Annotated in this window: 20 protein-coding genes and 1 pseudogene; 14 read left to right on the top strand and 7 right to left on the bottom strand. The window is 71.7% G+C overall.

The genetic code is table 11. The features are described 5' to 3' along the window. Window positions 1–3: 3 nt before the first annotated feature. The 3 genes from sucB to aceE all read left to right on the top strand — a co-directional run bounded on the left by sucB (window position 4) and on the right by aceE (window position 5,686). The gene (sucB, locus tag ACZ5TL_RS10705; protein WP_468589044.1) at window positions 4–1,812 is read left to right on the top strand and encodes a 2-oxoglutarate dehydrogenase, E2 component, dihydrolipoamide succinyltransferase; all 1,809 of its coding nucleotides are present in this window, start codon (window positions 4–6) and stop codon (window positions 1,810–1,812) included. Window positions 1,813–2,066: 254 nt separating this feature from the next. Further along, window positions 2,067–2,690: a GntR family transcriptional regulator gene (locus ACZ5TL_RS10700; RefSeq protein WP_468589043.1), complete on the top strand. Its 624-nt coding sequence runs from the start codon at window positions 2,067–2,069 to the stop codon at window positions 2,688–2,690. A gap of 293 nt (window positions 2,691–2,983) precedes the next feature. Further along, window positions 2,984–5,686, top strand: coding sequence for a pyruvate dehydrogenase (acetyl-transferring), homodimeric type (gene aceE / locus ACZ5TL_RS10695; protein ID WP_468589042.1), 2,703 nt, complete (start codon window positions 2,984–2,986; stop codon window positions 5,684–5,686). 72 nt (window positions 5,687–5,758) lie between these two features. Here aceE and ACZ5TL_RS10690 read toward each other — a convergent pair whose 3' ends face one another. After that, entirely contained in the window at window positions 5,759–5,899 is a 141-nt protein-coding gene (locus tag ACZ5TL_RS10690; RefSeq protein ID WP_468589041.1) for a methionine/alanine import family NSS transporter small subunit, read from the bottom strand. Continuing rightward, a complete protein-coding gene (locus ACZ5TL_RS10685) occupies window positions 5,899–7,461 on the bottom strand; it encodes a sodium-dependent transporter (protein WP_468589040.1) in 1,563 nt (520 codons plus the stop codon). The genes ACZ5TL_RS10690 and ACZ5TL_RS10685 overlap by 1 nt, the downstream gene beginning before the upstream one ends. A gap of 139 nt (window positions 7,462–7,600) precedes the next feature. Between ACZ5TL_RS10685 and ACZ5TL_RS10680 the strand changes: the two genes are divergently transcribed. Both ACZ5TL_RS10680 and ACZ5TL_RS10675 read left to right on the top strand, forming a co-directional pair. Next, window positions 7,601–8,602, top strand: a complete 1,002-nt coding sequence (locus ACZ5TL_RS10680) for a helix-turn-helix transcriptional regulator (RefSeq protein WP_468589039.1) — start codon at window positions 7,601–7,603, stop codon at window positions 8,600–8,602. 56 nt (window positions 8,603–8,658) lie between these two features. Further along, a complete protein-coding gene (locus tag ACZ5TL_RS10675) occupies window positions 8,659–9,177 on the top strand; it encodes a DUF4240 domain-containing protein (RefSeq protein WP_468589540.1) in 519 nt (172 codons plus the stop codon). A 37-nt stretch (window positions 9,178–9,214) separates the two neighbouring features. Here ACZ5TL_RS10675 and ACZ5TL_RS10670 read toward each other — a convergent pair whose 3' ends face one another. Next, a complete protein-coding gene (locus tag ACZ5TL_RS10670) occupies window positions 9,215–10,072 on the bottom strand; it encodes a peptidoglycan recognition protein family protein (protein ID WP_468589539.1) in 858 nt (285 codons plus the stop codon). 260 nt (window positions 10,073–10,332) lie between these two features. Here ACZ5TL_RS10670 and ACZ5TL_RS10665 point away from each other — a divergent pair, with 260 nt between their 5' ends. Continuing rightward, the gene (locus tag ACZ5TL_RS10665; RefSeq protein WP_468589037.1) at window positions 10,333–11,517 is read left to right on the top strand and encodes a MarP family serine protease; all 1,185 of its coding nucleotides are present in this window, start codon (window positions 10,333–10,335) and stop codon (window positions 11,515–11,517) included. Window positions 11,518–11,560: 43 nt separating this feature from the next. Here ACZ5TL_RS10665 and ACZ5TL_RS10660 read toward each other — a convergent pair. Continuing rightward, window positions 11,561–12,059: pseudogene (locus ACZ5TL_RS10660) on the bottom strand (GNAT family N-acetyltransferase). A 70-nt stretch (window positions 12,060–12,129) separates the two neighbouring features. Between ACZ5TL_RS10660 and ACZ5TL_RS10655 the strand changes: the two are divergent. Next, window positions 12,130–13,032: a TIGR01777 family oxidoreductase gene (locus tag ACZ5TL_RS10655; protein WP_468589036.1), complete on the top strand. Its 903-nt coding sequence runs from the start codon at window positions 12,130–12,132 to the stop codon at window positions 13,030–13,032. Window positions 13,033–13,316: 284 nt separating this feature from the next. Next, a complete protein-coding gene (locus ACZ5TL_RS10650) occupies window positions 13,317–14,723 on the top strand; it encodes an NAD(P)/FAD-dependent oxidoreductase (RefSeq protein ID WP_468589035.1) in 1,407 nt (468 codons plus the stop codon). A gap of 66 nt (window positions 14,724–14,789) precedes the next feature. Here ACZ5TL_RS10650 and ACZ5TL_RS10645 read toward each other — a convergent pair whose 3' ends face one another. Continuing rightward, window positions 14,790–16,262 carry a regulator gene (locus ACZ5TL_RS10645; RefSeq protein WP_468589034.1) on the bottom strand — a complete coding sequence of 491 codons (1,473 nt, stop codon included), beginning with the start codon at window positions 16,260–16,262 and terminating at the stop codon, window positions 14,790–14,792. A gap of 237 nt (window positions 16,263–16,499) precedes the next feature. On the opposite strand from ACZ5TL_RS10645, the gene lipB reads away from it, so the two are divergent. The 4 genes from lipB to ACZ5TL_RS10625 all read left to right on the top strand — a co-directional run bounded on the left by lipB (window position 16,500) and on the right by ACZ5TL_RS10625 (window position 19,612). Next, the gene (lipB, locus tag ACZ5TL_RS10640; protein ID WP_468589032.1) at window positions 16,500–17,300 is read left to right on the top strand and encodes a lipoyl(octanoyl) transferase LipB; all 801 of its coding nucleotides are present in this window, start codon (window positions 16,500–16,502) and stop codon (window positions 17,298–17,300) included. Between the two features lie 94 nt (window positions 17,301–17,394). Further along, window positions 17,395–18,360, top strand: coding sequence for a lipoyl synthase (gene lipA / locus ACZ5TL_RS10635; RefSeq protein WP_468589031.1), 966 nt, complete (start codon window positions 17,395–17,397; stop codon window positions 18,358–18,360). 262 nt (window positions 18,361–18,622) lie between these two features. Beyond that, a complete protein-coding gene (locus ACZ5TL_RS10630) occupies window positions 18,623–18,835 on the top strand; it encodes an SCO2195 family GlnR-regulated protein (protein ID WP_468589029.1) in 213 nt (70 codons plus the stop codon). A 75-nt stretch (window positions 18,836–18,910) separates the two neighbouring features. Beyond that, entirely contained in the window at window positions 18,911–19,612 is a 702-nt protein-coding gene (locus ACZ5TL_RS10625) for a DUF4191 domain-containing protein (RefSeq protein WP_468589028.1), read from the top strand. A 320-nt stretch (window positions 19,613–19,932) separates the two neighbouring features. Here ACZ5TL_RS10625 and ACZ5TL_RS10620 read toward each other — a convergent pair whose 3' ends face one another. Further along, on the bottom strand, window positions 19,933–20,400 hold the full coding sequence (locus tag ACZ5TL_RS10620; protein ID WP_468589027.1) for an RDD family protein: 468 nt from the start codon (window positions 20,398–20,400) through the stop codon (window positions 19,933–19,935). A 210-nt stretch (window positions 20,401–20,610) separates the two neighbouring features. Between ACZ5TL_RS10620 and glnA the strand changes: the two genes are divergently transcribed. Together glnA and ACZ5TL_RS10610 are read left to right on the top strand one after the other, a co-directional pair. Continuing rightward, window positions 20,611–22,020 (top strand): type I glutamate--ammonia ligase, encoded by a 1,410-nt coding sequence (gene glnA / locus ACZ5TL_RS10615; protein WP_468589025.1) that lies wholly within the window; start codon window positions 20,611–20,613, stop codon window positions 22,018–22,020. A 172-nt stretch (window positions 22,021–22,192) separates the two neighbouring features. Next, window positions 22,193–22,453, top strand: coding sequence for an SCO2583/SCO2584 N-terminal domain-containing protein (locus ACZ5TL_RS10610; protein ID WP_468589024.1), 261 nt, complete (start codon window positions 22,193–22,195; stop codon window positions 22,451–22,453). A 6-nt stretch (window positions 22,454–22,459) separates the two neighbouring features. Here the strand turns inward: ACZ5TL_RS10610 and ACZ5TL_RS10605 are convergent. Further along, a partial coding sequence (locus ACZ5TL_RS10605; protein ID WP_468589023.1) for an IS200/IS605 family accessory protein TnpB-related protein occupies window positions 22,460–23,176 on the bottom strand: 717 nt, incomplete at its 5' end.

The raw sequence follows: 23,176 nt of genomic DNA, 5'->3' as shown, positions 1-23,176 counted from the left end.
ACCATGGCGGTTTCCGTAACCCTTCCGGCGCTCGGTGAGAGCGTCACCGAGGGCACTGTCACCCGCTGGCTGAAGGCCGAGGGCGAGCGCGTCGAGGCTGACGAGCCGCTGCTCGAGGTGTCGACCGACAAGGTCGACACCGAGATCCCCTCGCCCGCCGCCGGTGTCCTCGCCTCCATCAAGGTCGCCGAGGACGAGACGGTCGAGGTCGGCGCCGAGCTGGCCCTGATCGACGACGGCAGCGGCGCGCCCGCCGCCGCCCCGGCCCCGGAGGCCGAGCAGGTCGCCGAGCCCGCTCCCGAGCCGGCCCCGGCCGCCCCGTCCACCGAGCAGGCCGCCCCGGCGCCCGCTCCCACCACCGACGCCGCCGTCGGCGGCGGCTCCGCCGAGGGCACGGACGTCGTCCTGCCCGCGCTCGGCGAGTCCGTCACCGAGGGCACCGTCACCCGCTGGCTGAAGTCGGTCGGTGACAGCGTCGAGGCCGACGAGCCGCTGCTCGAGGTCTCCACCGACAAGGTCGACACCGAGATTCCGGCGCCCACCTCGGGCACGCTGCTGGAGATCGTGGTCGGCGAGGACGAGACCGCCGAGGTCGGCGCCAAGCTCGCCGTCATCGGCGAGGCGGGTGCCGCTCCGGCCGCCGCCCCCGCGCAGGAGGCCCCGGCCGCCCCGGCCCAGCCCGAGCCCGCTCCGGCCCCGGCGCCGCAGCAGCCCGCCCCGGCCCAGCAGGCTCCGGCCGCCCCGGCTCCGCAGGCTCCGTCGGCTCCGGCCCCGCAGCAGCAGGTCACCCCGGCTCCCGACCCGGCCCCGGCCGCTCCGGCGCCCGCCCCGGCTCCGGCCCAGGCCCCGGCCGCTCCGGCCGCCGCGGGGCCGGCCGACGACGGCGCCTACGTCACCCCGCTGGTGCGCAAGCTCGCCGCCGAGAACGGCGTCGACCTGTCCACCGTCAAGGGCACCGGCGTCGGCGGCCGGATCCGCAAGCAGGACGTCGTCGCCGCCGCCGAGGCCGCGAAGGCCGCCACCGCCGCTCCGGCTCCGGCCGCCGCCGCTCCGTCGGCCGCGAAGAAGGCCCCGGCGCTGGAGGCGTCCCCGCTGCGCGGTCAGACCATCAAGATGCCGCGGATCCGCAAGGTCATCGGCGACAACATGGTCAAGGCCCTGCACGAGCAGGCCCAGCTGTCCTCGGTCGTCGAGGTCGACGTCACCCGTCTGATGAAGCTGCGCGCCCGTGCCAAGGACGCGTTCGCGGCTCGTGAGGGCGTCAAGCTCTCCCCGATGCCGTTCTTCGTCAAGGCCGCGGCCCAGGCGCTGAAGGCGCACGCGCCCGTCAACGCCAGGATCAACGAGGCCGAGGGGACCATCACCTACTTCGACACCGAGAACATCGGTATCGCGGTGGACTCCGAGAAGGGCCTGATGACCCCGGTCATCAAGAACGCCGGTGACCTCAACCTCGCCGGCATCGCCAAGGCCACGGCCGACCTGGCGGGCAAGGTCCGCGCCAACAAGATCACCCCGGACGAGCTGTCCGGCGCGACCTTCACCATCTCCAACACCGGGTCGCGCGGCGCGCTCTTCGACACGATCATCGTGCCGCCGGGCCAGGTCGCGATCCTCGGCATCGGCGCCACGGTCAAGCGCCCCGCCGTCATCGAGACGGAGGAGGGCACGGTCATCGGCGTCCGCGACATGACGTACCTGACCCTGTCCTACGACCACCGCCTGGTGGACGGCGCCGACGCCGCCCGCTACCTGACGGCGGTCAAGGCCATCCTGGAGGCGGGCGAGTTCGAGGTCGAGCTGGGTCTCTGACCTTCCTGCACGGCTGATCGGTGCCCCTGTCCGGACATCTCCGGGCGGGGGCACTGTGCTGGGGGCGCGGGGAACTGCGCGACAAGCCACGACCGGCCCGCAGCCGCCCACAGACGCATCCGGCCGAGCTCCACGGGCGTGCCGGAAACACCGTGTGCGCCTCGTCTCACCTGCGTGACAGCACCCTCGTCGGTCTCACCCGCGGAGCGAACCGGCCGTATTGTCTAAACGTCAATCGCGCCAAAGGAGCCTTCATGACCGCGCCCGTCATCCACTCGCTACGCGAGCAGATCCGCGAGCACATCCTGGAGGGGATCATCAGCGGGCGGTGGCAGCCGGGCGAGCGGATCGTCGAGCGCCGGATCGCCACGGAGCTGGAGGTCAGCCAGACCCCGGTCCGGGAGGCCCTGCGCGAACTGGAGTCCCTGCGCCTGATCGAGTCCGCTCCGAACAAGGGCGTCCGCGTACGGAACCTGACCGCCGCGGACCTGGAGGAGAGCTACCCGGTCCGGGCCGGCCTGGAGGCCATCGCGGCGGAACTGGCGGCACAGGGCCTCGCCGAGGACTGCTCGGCCCTGGAACCCCACGTCACCGCCCTGTACGAGGCCGACCGCAGGTCCGACGGCACGGCCCAGGTCCGCCACACCGTCGCCTTCCACCGCGAACTGGTCCGCGCCGCCGGCAACGCCGTCCTGCTGCACACCTGGGAAGGCCTCGGCATCGAGGTGTTCACGGCCCTGTCGATCCGCTGGCTGGGCACCCAGCAGCAGTCGTACGCCGAGGAGCACGAGGAACTGGTCGCCGCCTTCAAGCGCCGCGATCCCCGCATCGCCGAACTCGTCAAGGCGCACGTCCTGGGCTGCGCGCCCCGGGCGTGACACCCGAGCACACCCCCGCTCAAACGCCTCCGACCTGCGGAAACCATGCGCGAAGCCGTCACCGCGTGCCACCACCAGAGGCACCCCGTGCCTACTTTCTCGTGATCAAGAGGTTTTGCCTCTCAACCCTTTGATCGATCATCGATCAGCGAGCTACAGTCGCCGACGGGCCCACGCGGCGCAAACCGCAAGGTGCCACAGCACCCGAGCCCCAGCCCTGTCCTGCCAAAGACAAAGGGCACCCCCGATCCCCTTACGTGAGGGAACCCCCTTCGACTGAGGAAGGCGGCGACATGACCGACCCCAACGCCATCCAGCCGAGCGAGCTCGACCAGCTCCCGGACCGGGACCCGGAGGAGACCGCCGAATGGCAGGCCTCCCTGGACGCGGTCACCGAGGCGGCCGGGCCGTACCGTGCCGCGTATCTGATGCGCCGCACGCTGGAGCGCGCCGAGGGCGCCGGCATCGCGCTGCCGAAGCTCCTCGAGACCGACTACGTCAACTCCATCCCCACCGCCGCCGAACCGGCCGTGCCCGGTGACGAGGCGATGGAGCAGCGGATCACCGCGTGGAACCGCTGGAACGCGGCCGCGATGGTGACCCGGGGCAGCAAGTACGGCGTCGGCGGCCACATCGCCACCTTCGCCTCCGCCGCCTGGCTCTACGAGACCGGCTTCAACCACTTCTTCAAAGGCAAAGAGGCCGACCGCTCCGGCGACCAGCTCTACATCCAGGGCCACGCCTCCCCCGGCATCTACGCCCGCGCGTTCCTCGACGGCCGTCTGAACGAGGAGCAGCTCGACAACTTCCGCCGCGAGTCGGGCGGCAACGGCCTGCCCTCCTACCCGCACCCGCGCCGCCTGCCCTGGCTGTGGGAGTTCCCGACGGTCTCCATGGGCCTCGGCCCGCTGTCGGCCATCTACCAGGCGCGCTTCAACCGCTACCTCACCAACCGCGGCATCAAGGACACCTCCGCCTCGCACGTGTGGGCGTTCCTCGGCGACGGCGAGATGGACGAGCCCGAGTCGACGGCGGCCCTCGCGCTGGCCGCCCGTGAGGAGCTGGACAACCTCACGTTCGTCATCAACTGCAACCTGCAGCGCCTCGACGGCCCGGTGCGCGCCAACTTCAAGATCGTGCAGGAGCTGGAGGCCCAGTTCCGCGGCGCCGGCTGGAACGTCATCAAGACGCTGTGGGGCACGGCCTGGGACGAGCTGCTCCGGCTCGACACCACCGGCGCGCTCGTACGCCGGCTGCGCCAGGTACCGGACGCGCAGATCCAGACGTACCAGACCCGCGACGCGGCCTACATCCGCCAGGACTTCTTCGGGGGCGACCCGGCGCTCGTGGAGATGGCGAAGCTGCTGAGCGACGACAAGATCCTCGAGTGCTTCCACCTCTCGCGCGGCGGTCACGAGGCGCGCAAGGTGTACGCCGCGTACAAGGCGGCCGTCGAGCACAAGGGCGCGCCGACCGTGATCCTGGCCCAGACGGTCAAGGGCCACACCCTCGGCGAGGGCTTCGCGTCGAAGAACGCCAACCACCAGATGAAGAAGCTGACGGTGGACGAGTTCAAGAACATGCGCGACCTGCTCGGCCTGCCGATCAAGGACAGCGACTTCGTCGACGGCGTGGTCCCCTACGGCCACCCGGGCGCCGGCTCCCCCGAGGTCCGCTACCTCCAGGAGCGGCGTGCCGCCCTCGGCGGTCCGGCCCCGGCCCGCCGCGTCCACCCGGTCGCCCCGCTGCCCGCCCCCGCGGAGAAGGCGTTCGCGTCGTTCGACAAGGGCTCCGGCTCGCAGAACGTGGCCACCACCATGGCGTTCGTCCGCCTGGTGAAGGACCTGGTCCGCGACAAGGAGAGCGGCAAGCGCTGGGTGCCGATCGTCCCGGACGAGGCGCGCACCTTCGGTATGGAGTCGCTGTTCCCCTCGCTCGGCATCTACTCGCCGAAGGGCCAGACGTACGAGCCGGTCGACCGCGACCAGCTGATGTACTACAAGGAGGCCCGGAACGGCCAGATCCTCAACGAGGGGATCACCGAGGCCGGTTCGATGGCCGACTTCATCGCCGCGTCGACGTCGTACGCGACGCACGGCGAGACGATGATCCCGTTCTACATCTTCTACTCGATGTTCGGCTGGCAGCGCACGGCCGACCAGATGTGGCAGCTCGGCGACCAGCTCGGCCGCGGCTTCCTCGTCGGCGCCACGGCGGGCCGTACGACGCTGACCGGTGAGGGCCTCCAGCACGCCGACGGCCACTCCCCCGTCATCGCCGCGACCAACCCGGCGGCGCTGACGTACGACCCGGCGTTCGCGTACGAGGTCGCGGCCATCGTCAAGGACGGCCTGCGCCGCATGTACGGCGAGGCGGCCCCGGGCGAGGACCAGGACGTCTTCTACTACCTGACCGTCTACAACGAGCCGCTGCCGCAGCCCGCGAAGCCGTCCGTCGACGGGATCGACGAGGGCATCGTCAAGGGCCTGTACCGCTTCAACACGGCGGAGTCGGCGGGCATCACGCCCCCGGCGAACGCCCCGCGGATCCAGCTGCTCGGCTCCGGTACGGCGATCCACTGGGCGCTGAAGGCGCAAGCGCTGCTCGCCGAGGAGTGGGGCGTGGCGGCCGACGTCTGGTCGGCGACCTCGTGGAGCGAGCTGCGCCGGGACGCCCTGGAGGCGGACGAGGCGCTGCTGCGCGGCGAGGAGCGGACGCCGTTCGTCCGGCAGGCGCTCCAGGGTGCCGAGGGCCCGGTGCTGGCGGTCTCCGACTACATGCGCCAGGTCCCGGACCAGATCGCGCAGTGGGTCGAGCAGGACTGGTCCTCGCTGGGCGCCGACGGCTTCGGCCTCTCGGACACCCGTGAGGCGGCCCGCCGCCACTTCGGCGTGGACGCCGAGTCGATCGTCGTCGCGGCCCTGGCCCAGCTCGCCAAGCGCGGCGAGGTCAAGGCGACGGCCGTGAAGGAAGCACGCGCGAAGTACGGTCTGTAGGGACGACGCGAGCGGTCGCCGGCTTCCCGTGGTCCGGGAGCCGGCGACCGCTCGCGTGGTACCGCCTGGACGCTACTCGGCGTGCGGGATCGTCGCCTCCTCGGCGGTCGGTCCCGGGTCGGGGTAGCGGCTGAGCCGGACGATGGCCAGTCCCAGACCGCCCCAGACGATGAGAATCGCGATGATCATCATGATGATGGCGCCGCCGGACATCAGCGGTCCTCCTCTCCATGCCGCTTGCGGTGGGCCTCGGCCTCGCCGGGGGCCTCCATGTCCAGGTCGCTCAGCCCGCCCTCGGCCGCCTTCCACGGGATCAGGGAGAGCAGCACGCCGACCACCAGTGCCGCGATCGCCACGCTCCAGCCCGCTCCCAGCAGGAAGTCGGTGGGGTAGCCCTCGTAGTTCTCGTCGAACTCGGAGCGCAAGCTGTCGATCATCATCCAGCCCAGCACCACCGGGGTGATGACGCCGAGGCAGATCCTCCACCAGTGGCCGAGCCGCACGGCGGAGGTGGCGTCGGCGTCCCGTTGCAGTTCGGGCAGCTTGCGCATGAACCAGGCCACCGCGATCACGCCGACCAGCGCGGCCATCGCGATGCCGTACTGGTTGATGAAGTGGTCGGAGGCATCGAGCAGGAAGACGCCCTCGTTGGTCGGGAACAGCAGGATCGAGACCACTGCCACGGCACCGCCCACGCCGAGCACGGCGGGGATGCGGTGCATGCCGGTGCGGTCCTGCACCGCGGAGACCACCACCTGGACGATCGAGATCAGCGAGGACAGACCCGCGATCACCAGGGACACGAAGAACAGCACGCCGAAGGCGCCGCCCAGCCACATCTCGGAGATGATCGTCGGGAAGGCGACGAACGCCAGCCCGAGCCCCGCGGTCGCCACGTCGCCGACGGGCACCCCCGCGGCCTGCGCCATGAAGCCCAGCGTGGCGAACACGCCGATGCCGGCGAGGAGCTCGAAGGAACTGTTGGCGAACCCGGCGACCAGGGCGGAGCCGGTGAGATCGGCACGGCGCCGCAGGTAGGACGCGTAGGTGATCATGATGCCGAAGCCGATCGACAGTGAGAAGAAGATCTGGCCGTAGGCGGCCACCCAGACGCTGCCGTTGGTCAGCTCCGACCAGTCGGGCCGGAAGAAGGCGTCCAGCCCCTGCGCCGCGCCGTCCAGGGTGAGGGCCCGGATCACCAGGGCGACGAAGAAGACCACCAGCAGCGGGATGAAGATCTTGTTGGCCTTCTCGATGCCGCGCCGGATACCGAACGCCAGGATGCCCAGCACCACCACCCAGACGGCGATGAGCGGCCACAGCACCCCGGAGACGTAGCCCGAGACAAAGCCCGGCTCCTCGGACGCCTCGAGGAAGCTGCCGAAGAGGAAGCCCTCCGGGTCGTCGCCCCAGGCCTGGTCGGCGGAGAAGCCGATGTAACGGACCGCCCAGGCGATGATGACCGCGTAGTACGTGGCGATCACGAAGGAGATCGCCACCTGCCACCACCCGATCGCCTCCGCCGGGCGGGCCATCTGCCGCAGCGCCGCCGGGGGCGAGGTCCGGTATCTGCGCCCGATCGCGTATTCCATGATGAGCAGCGGGATACCGGCGGTGAGCAGGGCGATGAGATAGGGGAAGAGGAAGGCGCCGCCGCCGTTCTCGTAGGCGACGGCCGGAAAGCGCCAGATGTTGCCGAGCCCGATGGCGGAGCCGATCGCCGCCAGCAGGAATCCCGTGCGTGTGGCCCATTGTTCGCGAGGCTGTTTCGTCATGTGTGTCCTCGTCGAGGGACGTCCCGATTGATCCACCGAACCTCTGCATGCTGAACTCCGACCGACGCTAACAGCGGTGCCGGTGTGATCACAGGGTGTGTACACCCAAGCAGGTGGCGCGCCCGGCACAATGGCGGTCATGCGCGCTGCCCGGCTGATCAAGATGGTGCTGCTGCTCCAGTCCCGGCCCTCCATGACGGCCGTGGAGCTCGCCCGTGAGCTGGAGGTGTCGGAGCGGACGGTGACGCGGGACGCGCAGGCGCTGTCGGAGGCGGGCGTGCCGGTGTACGCGGACCGGGGCCGGGCCGGCGGGTACCGCCTGGTCGGCGGGTACCGGACACGGCTGACCGGGCTGCACCGCGGCGAGGCCGAGGCACTGTTCCTGTCCGGGGTGCCGGGGGCGCTGCGCGAGATGGGCCTGGAGGACGCGGCCTCGGCGGCCCGGCTGAAGGTGTCGGCCGCGCTGCTGCCGTCCCTGCGGGACGCTTCCAGGACGGCCTCCCAGCGGTTCCATCTGGACGCGCCGAACTGGTTCAGGGAGCCGGAGACGCCCGCTCTGCTGCCGGCCGTCGCGGACGCGGTGTGGGACGACCGGCGGATCAGCGCGCGCTACCGGCGCGGCGAGGACGAGGTCGTCCGGGAGCTGGAGCCGTACGGGCTCGTGCTGAAGGCGGGTGTCTGGTACCTGTGCGCGCGGGTGGCCGGGGGCGGGTCCTTCCGGGTGTACCGGATCGACCGGTTCACGGCGGTGGACCCGGGCGAGGAGCGCTTCGAGCGGGAGCCGGAGTTCGACCTGCCGGCCTTCTGGGAGGAGCGGGCGGAGCAGTTCGCGCGGTCCATCCTGCGAGCACGGGTCGTGGTGCGGCTGTCCCCCGACGGAGTGCGCCGACTGCCGTACGCCCTCGACTCACTGTCCGCCCGGGAGGCCTTGGCGGACGCGGACGGCCCTGACGGCGCCGGATGGGTGACGGTGGCCCTGCCGGTGGAGTCCGAGGAGGTCGCCCACACCCAGCTGACGGCGCTGGGCCCGGAGGTGGAGGTGCTGGAGCCCGAGAGCCTGCGCGAGCGGTTCGCCGGGGACGCGCTGCGGCTGGCCGGGCTGTACCGCTCCGGTCACCACCACGGCGAGGACGGCGCATAACGATCCCGCGCACTCCGGGTGCGCCCCTGTGCGCCAGGGCCGATGCTTGACCCGTGATGGACGAGACGGAGTTCTGGGAGCTGGTGGACGACGCCCGGGAGGCCGCCGAGGGCGACCCGGAGGAGCAGGCGGACCTGCTCGTGGAGCGGCTCGCCCAGCTGGACCCGGACTCGGTCCTGGATTTCGCCCGGCACTTCGAGTCCCGCTACAACCGGGCCTACCGGTGGGACCTGTGGGGCGCCGCCTGGGTGCTGCTCGACGGGGCGAGCGACGACGCCTTCGACTTCTTCCGGTGCTGGCTGATCGGCCAGGGCCGCGAGGTCTTCGAGGGCGCGGTCCACGACCCGGACGCGCTCGCCGATCTGCTGGGCGACTTCGACGAGGAGATCGACGGCGACGGCGAGGACCTCGGCTACGCGGCGGACGAGGCCTACGAGCAGCTCACCGGCGTGGTGGCGCCCGATCTGGAGATCCCGCCGGCGCCGCCGGAACCGGAGGGCACGCCGCTCGACTTCGAGGACGAGGGGCTGCTCGCCGAGCGCTACCCGCGGCTCTGGGAGCGCTTCAAAGGCTGAGCGCTTCAAAGGCTGAGCGCTTCAGGGGCTGAGCGCTTCAGGGGCTGATCAGGCCACCTTGCGGCGGCTCGTGTCCCTGTTGTGACCGTGGGGCGCCAGGCTCTGAGGACACCGCGCGTTCGCTGTGGCCTTCCTGCGCGTCTGCCGGCCGGCCCTGGAGCCGGGCCGCGAGCTGCCTGATCTCGGGCAGGCGGTCGTGCAGGGCGGCGCCCGGGCAGCTGGTCATGTAGCCGTCGCTGTGACCGGCCAGGGCGGGCAGCCGGGCGGTGGTGCCGTCCTCGTACCGGCTCAGGCCGTTGCTGGAGACCAGGCGGACGACGGCCCGCGGGTCGGTGCCGGTCAGGCCCAGCTTCCAGGCGGCCAGCGCGGCGATGGCCCGGATCACGGGCCGTGGGACGGGCATGCCCTCGGTGAAGGTGCCGAGGGCGGCGATGCCCGTGGTGCGGTGGTTGAAGCCCTGGGTGTGGGCGCCGGTGACGGCCCGCTCGACGCCGCCGGCGCGGCCCTCGTAGACGGTGCCGCAGCGGTCGACGACGAAGTTGTAGCCGATGTCGTCCCAGTCGCGGGTGCCGGTCTGGCCGGTGTAGAGGTCCCGGAGGATGCGGGGCGCGTCGGCGCAGTCGTAGCCGTTGGGCGAGTCGGTGTGGTGGACGAAGACGGCGACGACCCGGTCGTCGTAGCGGGGGCGGGGCTGTGCGCGGGCGGCGTCGCCCAGCCAGTGCGCTCTCGGCACGATGTGCGGCCGGGGGGCGGTGTGGGGCGTGGCGGCGGGGCGCTGTGCGGCCGCGGCGGCGGTCTCGGCGGCGTTCTCGACGCCCTGGGCGCACAGCACCAGGGCCACGGCGGCGGCGGCGCCCGGCAGGCAGCCGAGCAGCACCCGGGCCGCGCGCGGCATCCCGGCCGGGCCGGCTGTCCCGGCGGTGCCGTGCCTGCGCGTACCCCGCCGTCTTCGGAAGGCACGCATGGTCCCACTGTCGGCCTGATCCGGTCCGTCCGCGATGTGTGATGTGCCACCCGGTGGAACCATCGTCACAGTCCGCGACGTTTCTCCGAATGCACGCGCGCGTGGCCGGTTCCGGTCATCCCGTGCGCGCGGGACTGATCACCGGGGCCTTCCCCCACGTACTAAGGGTTCCGAGAGAGAGGCGGCGTTGCGTGGACCTGCTCGACATCCTGCTGTTGCTGGTCGTCCTGGCCTACGCGGCGTCCGGTTACCGGCGCGGGCTGGTGGCCGGCTGTGTGTCGCTGGCGGGCTTCGTGGGCGGCGCGGTCGTCGGCGTGTGGATCCTGCCCTGGGTGATGGACCTGGTCGTGGCCGGGACGACGTGGGCGACGGTGACGGCGGTGTTCACGGTGCTGCTGCCGGCGGTGGTGGGACACGAACTGGCCGGGCGCCTCGCGCTGCGGCTGCGGCGGGAGCTGGACCGCGGGCCGCTGAGGGTGGCGGACGGGATCGGCGGGGCCGTGGCGAACGCGGTGGCCGTGCTGATCGTGGCCTGGGTGGTCGCGAGCGTGCTGGGGGCCTCCTCGTCGCCGCTGGTCACCTCGGCGATCCGGGACTCGCGGCTGCTCGGCGCGGTGCAGCGGACGATGCCGGACACCACGCCGGCCTGGTTCTCGCGGGCCACGTCCGCGCTGACCCAGGCGGGCTTCCCGCAGGTCTTCAACCCGTTCGAGAACGAGTCGACGGCCGAGGTCGCGAGGCCCACCGGCGACAGCGTCACGGCGGCCGCCACCAGCGCCGCCAAGCTGAGCACGGTGAAGGTCGAGGGCGTCGCGGGCACGCAGGGCCGCGAGGGCAGCGGGTTCGTGTACGCGCGGGAGCACGTGATGACCAACGCCCATGTGGTGGCCGGCATCGACGAGCCGACGGTGCAGACCGGCGGGGTCGGGCGGACGTACGAGGCCCGGGTGGTGCTGTTCGACCCGCAGAAGGACGTGGCCGTGCTGTACGTGCCGGGTCTCGAGGCTCCCGTGCTGCGGTTCGACGACGACGCCGAGCGCGGTGACTCGGCGGTGGTCGCGGGCTACCCGCAGGACGGGGCCCTGAACCTCCAGGCGGCGACGGTGGCGAACCGGGTGCGGGCGACGGGCCAGAACATCTACAACGACGGGACGGTCACCCGCGAGATCTACTCGATCCGCTCCACGGTCCGCCCCGGCAACTCCGGCGGCCCCCTGCTCACCACGGACGGCCGGGTGTTCGGCGTGGTCTTCGCCCGCTCCACCTCGGACGCCGATACGGGTTACGTCCTGACGGCGGACGAGGTCGCCCCCGACGCGGAGCGCGCGGCGAACGCGACGGCGCCGGTGGACACGGGCGAGCTGGCCACGTCGTGACTCCGGCTCGGGTCGTAGCTGCGGCTCGGGTCGTAGCTACGGCTCAGAGGGAGCGCCCCATCAGCACGTCGTCGACGTACGTCCCGTCGAGCAGGAACTCCTCGGGCAGGATCCCCTCCACCACGAAACCCTCGGACTCGTAGAGCTTGCGGGCCGGGGTGTTGTGCGCGAGGACGCGCAGGGTGAGGCGGCGGGCGCCGCGCCGGCGGGCCTCGTCGGCGGCGGCCCGGACCAGTGCCCGTCCGACGCCCCGGCCGCGCGCCTCCGCCGGGACGGCGAGGCCCTGGATCTGACGGACGTGCCGGTTCGCCTCGACCGGGGTGGGGAAGCCGAGGTGCACATAGCCGACGAGCCGGCCGCCGTCCTCGGCGACCAGGCAGTCCCCGGGCGGGTGCCGCTCACTGAAGAACGGCGGGGTACGGCGGCTGCGGCTCGGGCATCACGGCGTGCAGGCGCGACCAGGCGAGCCGGTCCAGCAGGGCCAGCTCCGCACCGTCCCCGGGCACGGCGGTGCGGATGCGGAGTTCGCGAGGCTCGGGCATGGGCGTCACCCTAGGCCGCGACATCGTGGCCCGACAGCGGTTTGGGGGGCTGCCGGGCAGGATGGGGGGCATGGAACGCTCACGAATCGCGGTGGCAGGTGCGTCCGGTCTCATCGGCGGCGCCCTGGTGCGGTCCTTGACCGCCGACGGGCACGAGGTGGTGCGCCTCGTGCGCCACGCGCCCCGGACGGCGGAGGAGGTCCGCTGGGACCCCGAGGGCGGGCGCGTGGACGCGGCCGGGCTGGCCGGGTGCCTTGCGGTGGTCAACGTGGCGGGGGCCGGAGTCGGCGACCGGCGCTGGACGGACGCCTACAAGCAGCGGATCCGCGACAGCAGGGTGAACGGCACGGCGGGGCTCGCCCGGGCGGTCGCCTCGCTGGACGAGAAGGACCGGCCCCGGGTCTTCGTGAACGGCAGCGCCATCGGCTACTACGGCGAGACCGGGGACCGTGCCGTCGACGAGAGCGCACCGGCGGGAGAGGGGTTCCTGCCCGAGCTGTGCGTGGAGTGGGAGGCCGCCGCCGCGCCCGCCCGGGAGGCCGGCGTACGCACGGTGTTCACCCGGACCGGGCTGGTCGTGTCCCGCGGGGGCGGGGCGTGGGGACGGCTGTTCCCGCTGTTCCAGGCCGGGCTCGGCGGACGCATGGGCGACGGGCGGCAGTACTGGTCGTTCGTCGCGCTGCACGACGAGGTCGCGGCGATCCGGCATCTCATCGACACCGACGGCCTGTCCGGGCCGTTCAACGTCACCGTCCCCCATCCTCTGACGAACCGTGAGGTCACGGCGGCGATGGGGCGCGTGCTGCACCGGCCGACGCTGTTCGCCGTGCCCGCGCCCGTCCTGCGGACCGCGCTGGGCGAGATGGCCGGGGACGTCCTCGGCAGCGCCCGGATCCTGCCGGCGCGGCTGCTGGAGTCGGGCTTCCGGTTCGCCTTCCCGGAGATCGAGGGAGCGATCCGGGCGGCGCTGTGACGGCCCCGCGACGACCCCTGTGGCGGCACGGTGACGGCCTCGGCGCGTGGGTCCGCGCAGCGTGCACGGCTCTTCTGAGACCCCCCGGCACATCGCACACCGACCCCCTGTGACCCCTTCATGCCCACAAGGCATCCGTATGCGACCGCCGTGCGACCGTGCCCTGTCGATGCGCGACTCCCCCTGACCGATCACGGCCCTACCCTCGACCGGAACTCGCGTATCCCTGCGGCCTGTTGAGGGCATGACGTCTCCAGCGCCCGCGCAACCTCGAGGAGGGGCACGTGCTTGAGCCCGCGTACCAGGCAGACGTGGTCGTCGTGGGGGCCGGGGTCGCCGGACTCTCGGCCGCGCACCGGTTGACCAGCGCAGGAGTGACGACCATGGTCCTGGAGGCCGCCGACGGCGTCGGCGGCCGCATGGCGACGGAGAAGGTCGACGGCTTCCGGCTCGACAGGATCGGCCAGTTGCTGTCCACGGCGTATCCCGAACTACGACTGACGCCGGGCCTCGGCGGGCTGGTGCTGCGCCCGTTCGCGCCCGGTGTCCTGCTGCACGGCGACGGCCGCCACCATCGCGCGGGCGTCCAGCCGGGCGCAGGGGGCGCACGGGGCGCACTGCACGCGGTGCGGTCCCTGGCGAGTGCGCCCCGGTCGCCGTCCGCGCCCAGGCCACCGAGGAGGCCGGTGGCCGTGCCCGGCCGGCAGGTCTCCGTGCCCCGGAGCCGGTCCGGCGCCCCGCTGGGCACGGCCGTCGACCAGGCCCGGCTGGGCGCCGCCCTGACCCGGCTGGCCGGCACCCCGGCCGAACGGCTGCTGGCTCGCCCGGAGTTGCCCGCCGGCCAGGCTCTGGCGGCCCGCGGGCTGCCCGCCCGGACGATCGACGGCTTCCTGCGTCCGCTGCTCGCCGCCCTGCTGTGCGACCCGTGCCTGACCACCTCCAGCCGGTGCGCGGACCTGGCGCTGCGCGCCTTCGCGCGCGGCCGGCTGTGCGTGCCGGAGGGTGGCGCCGAGGCCCTGCCGGAGCTGCTGGCGAGGACGCTGCCGGCGGGCACGGTGCACACCGGCGTACGGGTCACCTCCGTCTCCACGACCTCGGTGACCACCGCCGAGCACGGAGAGATCCGCTGCCGGGCGGTGCTGGTGGCGACGGACGCGAGGGCGGCGGCCGAACTGCTGCCCGGGTTGCGGGTGCCGGAGTTCCATCCGGTGACGGTGGTGCACCACACCACCGACGAGCCGCCGGGAACGGGAGCGTCGCTGCTGCTCGACGCGGACCTGGGCGGGCCGGTCGCGCACACGGCGGTGGTCAGCCGGGTCGATCCCTCCCGTGCCCCGGCGGGGCGGGCGCTGGTGTCCTCGACGGTGCTGGGGCGGCCGCCGGCGGGTGTCGACACGGCTGTGCGGATGCATCTGGCGCGGCTGTACGGGATGCCGACGGCCCGGTGGGAGACGCTGGCCGTGCACCACACGCCCGAGGCCGTGCCTGCCATGCGGCCGCCGCATGATCTGCGGCGGCCGGTACGGCTGCTGGCCGGGCTGTACGTGTGCGGGGATCACCGGGACACCAGCACGGTGCAGGGGGCGTTGCACTCGGGGCATCGTGCGTCGGCGGCGATACTGGCGGACTTGGGGACGGGCCGGCCGATGCATGGTGCCGATCCGCTGCCGACGGTGCCACGGGCCGCGTAGGCCATGCGTCGCCCGGGTGCGGGTGCGTGGGGGCTCGTGGCGCAGTTCCCCGCGCCCCTGGATCGCTCATCCAAGGGCCGCTACTTTGTCGCGGTAGGTCCGCACCGGGGCCGCGTCCTTGTACGGCTCCAGCCTCCGCTCGAAGTCCCTCACGTACTCCACCGCTCGCACCGAGCGCATCTCGGCGGCCTGGCCCGCCGCCTCCGCGGCGAGCTGGCAGGCCTGGTCGAGCTCGCCGAGGCCGAGGCGGGCGGTGGCGAGGACCACGCGGCAGAACAGGCGGCTACGGGCGTAGGACGGGGCACGGAGCTGGAGTGAGCGTTCCGCGTGCTGGGCGGCGGCCCGGAACTGCTGCAGGTCCCGGTGGCAGTGCCCGAACTCGTCGGCGAGCTGGGCCTCGTCGAAGAACCTCGCCCAGTGCGGTACGTCGTCCCCGGGCCGGGCCGTCTCCAGGGTGCGCTCGGCGCGGACCAGGGCCGCCGTGCAGGCCCGGACCTCCCCGAGCACGCCGTGCCCGCGCGCCTCGGAGGCGTGCAGCAGGGCCTGGACGACCGGCGGGCCGGAGGTGCCGACGCCCTGCTGGGCCACCCGGGCGAGCTGCACCGCCTCCCGTCCGTGCCCGAGGTAGACGGCCTGGCGGCTCATGGTGACCAGCACGTACGCCCCGTACGTCCGGTCCCCGGCCGCCTGGGCCAGCCGGAGCGCCTGCACGAAGTAGCGCTGGGCCAGGCCGTGCGCGGCGATGTCGTACGAGGTCCAGCCGGCGAGCCGGGTCAGGTCGGCGGCGGCCGCGAACAGGCGGCGGCCGGTCTGTTCGCCGTAGGTGCCGCGCAGCATCGGCTCGCACTCGTGCTCCAGGTAGCGCACGAGGGCCTGGCGGGCGTGGCCGCCGCCGTAGGCGTCGTCGAGGGTGCGGAACAGCTCGCCGACCGAGCGCAGGGCGGCGATGTCGCCGGCGGTGACCTTCTGGCCGGGGCCGCGGTCGGCCTGGCCGCGCTGGCGGGGCAGGGACGGCACGCCCTGCTCGCCCGGGGGCCGCAGGACGGGGCGGCCCTGCGCCGGGATGCGGGCGGCGGCCGGCTCGCCCCGGGCGACCTTCTCGTCGGCCCGGCCGATCAGCCAGTCCCGGCTGGGCACGACGAGCCCGGCCGGGGTGAAGGCGATCCTGCGCAGCTCGGCGTGGCTGCCGGAGTCCTTGCGCCACAGCCCGCTGACGATGTCGACGGCCTCCTCGGGAGCGGCGGCGAACTCCAGCCCCGCGTAGACGGGCGCGCAGGCGTCCAGGCCGAGGTCCTGGGCGGTGAGGCGGCGGCCCAGACGCCGGGTGAAGACCTCGGCGATCAGTGCGGGTGTCGTGCCCCGGGGCTGCTGGCCGCGCAGCCACCGGGTGACGGAGGTCTTGTCGTATCTCAGGTCGAGCCCGTGTTCGAGACCGAGCTGGTCCACGCGACGGGCGAGTCCCGCGTTGGAGAACCCCGCTTCTGCGATGAGCGCGGCGAGCTGTCGGTTGGGGGTGCGCTGCGCGGGTCGTTCCGTCATCTGTGGTGCGGTCTCCTGCCTTCCGGCCATCATGATCTGCGCGGGTTACCTGTGAGCAGGCCTTATGCCTTGCCGAACGGCGCGAATGTAGCGGAGAGTAAGCACCCCATCACACATTATCCCGGACATTCATCCGATCGTGTGAGGATTGACCCCGGGACTGACGCGTCCGGGCCGGACGTACAGTGGCTTGGGCGCTTACGTGCCTGACACACCCGTCCGAGGGAGGCGCTTGCCGTGAGTGGGTTGCGGTTCGTCCGCATGGGGTTCGGTGACGAGGCCGTCGAGTACCGGGAGGCCTGGGACGAGCAGCGCCGGGTACACGCGGCGCGCTTCGCCGACGAGATCCCCGACACCGTACTACTCCTGGAGCATCCTCCGGTCTACACGGCGGGGCGGCGCACGGCGGACAACGAGCGGCCCCTCGACGGCACGCCGGTCGTCGACGTGGACCGCGGCGGCAAGATCACCTGGCACGGCCCCGGCCAGCTGGTCGGCTACCCCATCCAGAAGCTCCCGCGCCCGGTGGACGTCGTCGCCCACGTACGCCGCCTGGAGGAGGCCCTGATCCGCACGTGCGCGGAGTTCGGCCTGGAGACCACCCGGGTCGAGGGACGCAGCGGGGTGTGGGTCCTGGGCGACCCGGTCACACAGCGCCCCGCGCTCGGCGGCCTGTCCCTGGACTTCGACCCGCGGCTGCACGACGAGGAGTTCGACCCGCGCCTGAACGGCCCGGAGTACGCCCCGTCCAACGCGGGCCAGCGCCGCGAGGACCGCAAGATCGCCGCGATCGGCATCCGCGTCGCCAAGGGCGTCACGATGCACGGCTTCGCGCTCAACGTGAACCCCGACAACAAGTGGTTCGACCGGATCATCCCCTGCGGCATCCGCGACGCGGGCGTCGCCTCCCTCGCGGGTGAGCTCGGCAGGGACGTGACCATCGACGAGGTCCTGCCGGTCGTGGAGCGGCACCTGCGGGACGTCCTGGAGAACGCCGAGCTGAAGCCGCGGGAGATCGAGAAGACGCCGGCGGCATAAACGGGCGCGTGGAGGGGCTGGCCACCACACGGGCATTCAAATCAACGGGCGTACCCTTGAGGACGCCGAAGAATCAATCGCTAGGGAGCCGGTCGTGTCCGCAGTCGCACCCGACGGACGCAAGATGCTGCGCCTGGAGGTCCGCAACAGCCAGACCCCCATCGAGCGCAAGCCCGAGTGGATCAAGACCCGGGCGAAAATGGGCCCCGAGTACACCAAGATGCAGAACCTCGTGAAGAGCGAGGGCCTGCACACGGTCTGCCAGGAAGCCGGCTGCCCCAACATCTACGAATGCTGGGAAGACCGCGAGGCCACGTTCCTCATCGGCGGCGACCAGTGCACCCGGCGCTGTGACTTCTGCCAGATCGACACCGGCAAGCCCGAGGCGCTCGACCGCGACGAGCCGCGCCGCGTGGGTGAGTCCGTGGTCACCATGGACCTGAACTACGCCACGATCACCGGCGTCGCCCGCGACGACCTGGAGGACGGCGGCGCCTGGCTGTACGCGGAGACCGTCCGCCAGATCCACCAGCAGACGGCGGGCCGCGAGGCCGGCCGCACGAAGGTCGAGCTGCTCGCGCCCGACTTCAACGCCGTGCCGGAGCAGCTGGCGGAGGTCTTCTCCTCCCGCCCCGAGGTCTTCGCGCACAACGTCGAGACGGTCCCGCGGATCTTCAAGCGCATCCGCCCCGGCTTCCGCTACGAGCGCTCCCTGAAGGTGATCACCGAGGCGCGCGACTACGGGCTGGTCACCAAGTCGAACCTGATCCTCGGCATGGGCGAGACCCGCGAGGAGGTCAGCGACGCGCTGAAGCAGCTGCACGAGGCGGGCTGCGAGCTGGTCACCATCACGCAGTACCTGCGGCCTTCCGTGCGCCACCACCCGGTCGAGCGCTGGGTGAAGCCGCACGAGTTCGTGGAGTTGAAGGAGGAGGCCGAGCAGATCGGCTTCTCCGGCGTGATGTCCGGCCCGCTGGTGCGCTCCTCGTACCGCGCCGGGCGGCTCTACCGGATGGCCGTCGAGAAGCGGGACGCGTACATCGCCGCCCAGGCCGTCTGACGAACCAGTCACCCCCCTTCCCGCCACAGGGTGGGACAAGCGTGTGAATTCGCGCACAAGACGCTACCCGCCAGTAGCGACCGATTCGACGCGGTCCTGACCGTCCTCGCAGATGAGGGCACATGTCAGGACCGCGTCGGCGTTCGACGCCTCCCCGCCGGGGCTTCATGGGTGTTTGACCGGCCGGTCACGCCCTGGTAACACCAATCAGTGACGCTGAACTCACAGCACGTACACCCGTAACCGAGGGGGGACCTCACCCATGCAGGCCGCGCCCGTCCGCGCCACCGCGATCCCGTCCTTCTCGACCGCCCTGCGCGCGGTCGAGTCGCTGCTGATGAGCAGTGGCCAGCGCACCGCCCGCCGCAACGCCTGGACCTCCGTGCTGGAGGACCGCCGCCGGGCCAAGGACCGGGTCGAGGCGCAGCGCGTCCTCGAGCAGTCCGTTTCCCGCTCGGTGTCCGCCCACACCTGAGCCCCGCCCCCTCCTCCGCGAGCCCCGTGGACACTGCCGTCGTCGGCGCTTGTGCGGCCACGTAGACTTCATGGCATGGCGAGGAAGGAAACCGCAGCGGACGCTGCGAACCCCGGGCGACTGAAGCAGATCGCTCTGACCTACAAGATGACCCGCAAGGCCGACAAGAAGATCGGTCTTGTACTCGCGGCAGTCGGAATCGTCACCTTCGGTGTCTTCCTCGCGATCGGTTACTTGATCGGTCACCCCATCTATCTCGGCATCCTGGGCATCCTGCTCGCCTTCCTCGCGTCGGCGATCGTGTTCGGGCGCCGGGCCGAGCGGGCCGCCTTCGGGCAGATGGAGGGACAGCCCGGTGCCGCGGCGGCGGTGCTCGACAACATCGGCCGGGGGTGGACGACGACGCCCGCGGTGGCGATGAACCGCAACCAGGACGTGGTGCACCGCGCGGTCGGCAAGGCCGGCATCGTGCTGGTCGCCGAGGGCAACCCGAACCGGGTGAAGCCCCTGCTCGCCGCCGAGAAGCGGAAGATGAACCGCATCGTCGCGGACGTCCCGGTGCACGACCTGGTCGTGGGCACGGGCGAGGGCCAGGTCGAGCTGAAGAAGCTGCGCACGACCATGCTGAAGCTGCCGCGCGTGCTGACCGGCCCGCAGGTCACAGCCACCAACGACCGGCTGCGCGCCCTGGGCGACCTGATGAGCAACATGCCGCTGCCGAAGGGGCCGATGCCGAAGGGCATGCGGCTGCCGAAGGGCGGGCCGAGGGCTCGCTGACATCCCGCACCCGACGACGAAGGGGCGCCCGGAGCAATCCGGGCGCCCCTTCGTCGCAGGTTCGGGTCAAGTCGGGCCGGGTCGGGCCAGGTGGTCACGTCTGGTCAGGTTCGTCGCGGGTTCGGCGCTCGTTCCTCGCAAGGAGACGAGAGCCCCTAGTGCCGCGGCAGGCAACGTTTGCCCGTCAAGGAGCGGCGTCCGGTGCGTGCTCTCGGCGTGCCGGCCGGAAGTCCTCGTACTGGATGTACTTGGGCTTTCGGCCGGTGCGGCGAGAGTGCGTGCCGGGCGTCGCGACGGGGCGAACGTTGCCTGTCGCGGCACTAGATACGGACCTCGACCGTGCCCGCCAGCCGGTCGTGCAGGCCACGGCCGTCGCGGTCCCAGACCAGGGCCGGGATCGCGAGGAAGAGCAGGACGGTCCGCAGGGCGGCACGCCAGGGACTGACGCGGCCGGTGTCCAGGGCGAGCACCCGCAGGCCGAGGAGACGCTTGCCGGGGGTGAAGCCGACCGTACCGACCGTGAGGACCATCAGGGCGAACATGATGAGCGGCGCCCAGATCTGGGCCGCCTCGTTGTAGCTCTGGGTGATGAGACCGTATGCGATCAGGAGGCTCAGGCCCCAGTCCACGGCCAGGGCGCCGAGCCGGCGGCCCGGACGGGCGACGGAACCGGGCCCGTCCTCGGGCAGACCGAGCTGCTCGCCCCGGTATCCGAAGTCGACACCGGCCTCTTCCGCGGCCGCGCGGGGCCCGGAAAGCCACGATCCGAGTACTTGCCTGTTGTCCACCCGTCCACGGTACTGCGCCCGTAAATGACCAGGGCACGGCGGGGTGTGTCCGGGCTACGGTGGACGGTGAGCCGGTTAACTTGTGCGAAACAAATGGGTCACGCCCGAGAAATCACCCGTCCCTAGGGTCGAGGTCAGCGTGTGCCACCCGCACTGGCCGCACGAACGAACTACCACCCCGGCGGGACGGTCGGGAGTAGGAGGAGCTGGATGTTCCAGAACGCCGACGAGGCCAAGAAGTTCATCGCGGACGAGGACGTCAAGTTCATCGACGTCCGCTTCTGCGACCTCCCGGGCGTGATGCAGCACTTCACGGTGCCTGCGGAGGCGTTCGACGCCGACGAGGAGCTCGCCTTCGACGGCTCCTCGATCCGGGGTTTCCAGGCCATTCACGAGTCCGACATGGCGCTGCGCGCGGACCTGTCGACCGCCCGGGTCGACCCGTTCCGCCGTGACAAGACGCTGAACATCAACTTCTTCATCCACGACCCGATCACGGGTGAGCAGTACTCCCGTGACCCGCGCAACGTGGCGAAGAAGGCCGAGGCCTACCTCGCCTCCACCGGCATCGCCGACACGGCGTACTTCGGTCCCGAGGCCGAGTTCTACGTCTTTGACTCCGTCCGCTTCGCGACCAGCGCGAACGAGTCCTTCTACCACATCGACTCCGAGGCCGGCGCCTGGAACACCGGTGCCCTCGAGGACAATCGTGGTTACAAGGTCCGTTACAAGGGCGGCTACTTCCCGGTCCCGCCGGTCGACCACTTCGCCGACCTGCGTGCCCAGATCTCCCTGGAGCTGGACCGCGCCGGCCTGAAGGTGGAGCGCCAGCACCACGAGGTGGGCACCGCCGGCCAGGCCGAGATCAACTACAAGTTCAACACGCTGCTCGCCGCCGCCGACGACCTCCAGCTCTTCAAGTACATCGTGAAGAACGTGGCCTGGCAGAACGGCAAGACCGCGACCTTCATGCCGAAGCCGATCTTCGGTGACAACGGCTCGGGCATGCACGTCCACCAGTCGCTGTGGACCGGCGGCCAGCCGCTCTTCTACGACGAGGCCGGATACGCGGGCCTGTCGGACACCGCCCGCTACTACATCGGCGGCATCCTCAAGCACGCCCCGTCGCTGCTGGCCTTCACCAACCCGACGGTGAACTCGTACCACCGCCTGGTGCCGGGCTTCGAGGCGCCGGTGAACCTGGTGTACTCGCAGCGCAACCGCTCCGCGGCCATGCGTATCCCGATCACGGGCTCGAACCCGAAGGCCAAGCGCGTCGAGTTCCGTGCGCCCGACTCCTCCGGCAACCCGTACCTGGCCTTCTCGGCGCTGCTGCTCGCGGGCCTGGACGGCATCAAGAACAAGATCGAGCCGGCCGAGCCGATCGACAAGGACCTGTACGAGCTCGCCCCCGAGGAGCACGCGGGCGTCCCGCAGGTCCCGACCTCGCTCCCGGCCGTCCTCGACTCCCTCGAGTCCGACCACGAGTTCCTCCTCCAGGGCGACGTCTTCACGCCGGACCTGATCGAGACGTGGATCGACTACAAGCGCACGAACGAGATCGCGCCGCTGCAGCTGCGTCCGCACCCGCACGAGTTCGAGCTCTACTTCGACGTGTGATCGACACCCCCCGTCGTCCGCACGGTGCCCCCGTCTCCCTTTCCGGAGGCGGGGGCACCGTCGTATGCCCCGGTCTCGCGTATGTCCCGGTCTCGCTTCACAGACGGCCTCCGACAGGGGATCATCGGTACCGAGACGGTTGTTCGACTGAGGCTGAGAGAGGCTGACGGGGATGTCCGAGCGGCACGAAGGGGAGCAGGAGTTCGACATCGGATGGGCGGACAGGGCCGAGCACAAGGAGCCGTCCGCCAGGGCCCGCATGCTCGCCGCCCGCTGGAAGCACAACCCGCCCGGTCCGATGCCGTTCCGGGCCGACCCGGAGCATGCCGGGTCCCGCCGCCGGTCCGCGTGGGTGTCGACGGCTGTGGTCCTGGGGTGTGTGGCTGCGGTGATCGTGCTGCTCGGGTACATCAACTTCAGGGCGCCGTACTGACCGTTCCTAAAGACTGAGCGGGAGTGAGTCCTGTTGCCAGAACTCGTGCTCAGCCGGACGCCCCGAACGGTGTTGGGCATCCTGGTCCCCCGCGTTCGCTCCGCATCCGGCGCGCATGGATCGTGTCCGTGGTCCGGGAATGCGGGGGCGGGATTCCTCACGCCCCCGGGCCCTGGGTCCGGCCTGGGCGGTCCGATGCCCGCACCCATCGCTCTGGTGGGTGCGGGGCGGTGCCGTCCGTCGCCGGATCGGGTGCCCGAGGGCGCGCCTTGCGATCGCCACCGCGGCGGCATCATGCCGGGTGGTGGCGCGTTTGTTGCTGGTGAGGGGTTTCTGCCAGTGCTGGGCGCCCCACTTGGACGTGTACGCCGGGTCGACGGCCACGACCGTGATGCCGAGTTCGGTCGCCATCGACACCAGCCGTGCCCTCAGCTTGGACACCGGCATGCCGGAGATCAGCTTGCGGAACCGCTTCCGCCTGCCGTGCTTCTCCCGGGTCGTCTCCGCTTGGAAGTCCAGGTCCTCGATCGCGATGCTCAGGCCGTGGCGCTTGGCGAAGTGCAGCAGGCGTACCAGTGCGTGCCGTACCTGGGCATCGCGGTAGGTGGCGGGCCCGTCGAGGTTGAAGAAGAACCGGCGTGGTGTGCCGAGCGGGTTGCCGTGCTCGTCCAGGCGCCATGCCGCGAGGTGGTCGGCGTTGGTGTCGACGCCGATCATCCCGCC

This window comes from Streptomyces sp. NPDC033136 (assembly GCF_055578235.1).
This window is presented reverse-complemented; position numbering and strand designations above follow the sequence as displayed.